Origin of the sequence: Microcoleus sp. AT9b-C3, assembly GCF_036705485.1 — a bacterium.
Taxonomy (GTDB): Bacteria; Cyanobacteriota; Cyanobacteriia; order Cyanobacteriales; family Microcoleaceae; genus Microcoleus.
Genome location: NZ_JAUBUR010000088.1, coordinates 2,501 through 5,323, shown reverse-complemented (window position 1 = coordinate 5,323; position 2,823 = coordinate 2,501). Strand labels below are relative to the sequence as shown.

2 tRNA genes and 2 rRNA genes (1 of these 4 running past the window's edge) are annotated in these 2,823 nt (G+C 50.0%); all 4 read left to right on the top strand.

The annotated features are described in order from the left end of the window. The first annotated feature begins 311 nt into the window (after positions 1 to 311). Positions 312 to 1,811, top strand: a 16S ribosomal RNA gene (locus QUB77_RS31255). Between the two features lie 116 nt (positions 1,812 to 1,927). Then, a tRNA-Ile gene (locus tag QUB77_RS31250) sits at positions 1,928 to 2,001 on the top strand. A 94-nt stretch (positions 2,002 to 2,095) separates the two neighbouring features. After that, a tRNA-Ala gene (locus QUB77_RS31245) sits at positions 2,096 to 2,168 on the top strand. 192 nt (positions 2,169 to 2,360) lie between these two features. Then, positions 2,361 to 2,823 (top strand): 23S ribosomal RNA (locus QUB77_RS31240); it runs 2,440 nt beyond the window's last position. The 16S and 23S rRNA genes sit together here with 2 tRNA genes alongside, the layout of an rRNA operon.

Sequence of the window (2,823 nt, the reverse complement as noted above, 5' to 3'; positions counted from 1 at the left end):
TGTATAGGTTCCCCAAGAATTCAAAAATATTTTCGCAAAACGCTTGACAACTCTGGGGAGAGTTGATACATTAATAAAGCGCCAGAAGGGAAGCGGTTCACTGAACCACGAACTAAAGGTAAAAAACTGAACCTAGAAAAAAGAATAGTTTGAAAGCTTAAAGCACTATTAACCTCGTCAAAAAAATGAAGATAGAGAGTAAAAGCGAGAGCTGATATTCAATATCGCAAACAACGAGAAAAAAGTCAAGAGAAAAAAACCAGCATTTGTGCTGAGTAGAAAGAACTTGACTGTAGCCAAAAGAACTCAACAACACGGAGAGTTTGATCCTGGCTCAGGATGAACGCTGGCGGTCTGCTTAACACATGCAAGTCGAACGGAGTAGAAATACTTAGTGGCGGACGGGTGAGTAACGCGTGAGAATCTGCCTTCAGGACGGAGACAACAGTTGGAAACGACTGCTAAGCCCCGATGTACCGAAAGGGAAAATATTTATAGCCTGAAGATGAGCTCGCGTCCGATTAGCTAGTTGGGGGGGTAAAGGCCCACCAAGGCGACGATCGGTAGCTGGTCTGAGAGGACGATCAGCCACACTGGGACTGAGACACGGCCCAGACTCCTACGGGAGGCAGCAGTGGGGAATTTTCCGCAATGGGCGAAAGCCTGACGGAGCAAGACCGCGTGGGGGAAGAAGGCTCTTGGGTTGTAAACCCCTTTTCTCTGGGAAGAAAGTTGTGAAAGCAACCTGACGGTACCAGAGGAATCAGCATCGGCTAACTCCGTGCCAGCAGCCGCGGTAAGACGGAGGATGCAAGCGTTATCCGGAATGATTGGGCGTAAAGCGTCCGCAGGTGGCAGTTCAAGTCTGCTGTCAAAGACCGGGGCTTAACTTCGGAAAGGCAGTGGAAACTGAACAGCTAGAGTATGGTAGGGGCAAAGGGAATTCCTGGTGTAGCGGTGAAATGCGTAGAGATCAGGAAGAACATCGGTGGCGAAGGCGCTTTGCTGGACCATAACTGACACTCAGGGACGAAAGCTAGGGGAGCGAATGGGATTAGATACCCCAGTAGTCCTAGCCGTAAACGATGGATACTAGGTGTTGTCTGTATCGACCCGGACAGTGCCGTAGCTAACGCGTTAAGTATCCCGCCTGGGGAGTACGCACGCAAGTGTGAAACTCAAAGGAATTGACGGGGGCCCGCACAAGCGGTGGAGTATGTGGTTTAATTCGATGCAACGCGAAGAACCTTACCAGGACTTGACATGTCCGGAATCCTTTGGAAACAGAGGAGTGCCTTCGGGAGCCGGAACACAGGTGGTGCATGGCTGTCGTCAGCTCGTGTCGTGAGATGTTGGGTTAAGTCCCGCAACGAGCGCAACCCTCGTGTTTAGTTGCCATCATTAAGTTGGGCACTCTAAACAGACTGCCGGTGACAAACCGGAGGAAGGTGGGGATGACGTCAAGTCAGCATGCCCCTTACGTCCTGGGCTACACACGTACTACAATGGTAGGGACAGAGGGCAGCCAACCCGCGAGGGCGAGCTAATCCCGTAAACCCTGCCTCAGTTCAGATTGCAGGCTGCAACTCGCCTGCATGAAGGCGGAATCGCTAGTAATCGCAGGTCAGCATACTGCGGTGAATCCGTTCCCGGGCCTTGTACACACCGCCCGTCACACCATGGAAGTTGGCCACGCCCGAAGTCATTACTCTAACCTGTAAAGGAGGAGGATGCCGAAGGCAGGGCTGATGACTGGGGTGAAGTCGTAACAAGGTAGCCGTACCGGAAGGTGTGGCTGGATCACCTCCTTTTAGGGAGACCATCTGAGACTAGACCGAACCTAAACAATAGGTCAAGCTCAGTCATCCCTGGTCGTTCGAGGAATAGATGTCAAAGCTTTCAAACTATTAACTGGTTCGTTTCTCGCGGGCTATTAGCTCAGTTGGTTAGAGCGCACCCCTGATAAGGGTGAGGTCCCTGGTTCAAATCCAGGATGGCCCACCTGGAAAAAAAGTGATGAATTGTCAGTAATGAGTAATGGATAATCAAAGAGTAATTCAGGACTCATAAAATCAAAATCAGAACTTACAAGTGTGGGGGTATAGCTCAGTTGGTAGAGCGCCTGCCTTGCACGCAGGAAGTCAGCGGTTCGAGTCCGCTTACCTCCACTCTCACTAACTGTAACTAACTACAAAAAAATAGAAATCAGCACCTAGACTGTCGAGAGTGAAAGTCGGAATGCTGGAGTCTAGAACTCTAGTCAGAACCTTGAAAACTGCATAGAAATTAAGTCATCAAAGCGTGTCTATCATCCGAGTAATCGGATCATCTGACAAGCGACCACCATGAAAAAATCAAGTGGTCAAGTTACAAAGGGCTAACGGTGGATACCTAGGCACACAGAGGCGAAGAAGGACGTGGCGACCGACGATAAGCTCCGGGGAGCTGGAAGCAAGCATTGAGCCGGAGATGTCCGAATGGGGCAACCCAGTAAGCATCAGTTGAATACATAGACTGAGAGCAGCGAACCCAGCCAATTGAAACATCTTAGTAGCTGGAGGAAGAGAAAGCAATAGCGATTTCCCAAGTAGTGGTGAGCGAACGGGAAACAGCCTAAACCAGAGGTTTTTACTTCTGGGGTCGTGGGACAGTCAACTAACGTATCTTCAAGCTAGACAAAGCAGTTGAAAGCTGCACCAGAGAAGGTGAAAGTCCTGTAGTCGAAAGTAGAAAAGAGCGTGACTGTATCCCGAGTAGCACGGGGCCCGTGAAATCCCGTGTGAATCAGCGAGGACCATCTCGTAAGGCTAAATACTACTGTGT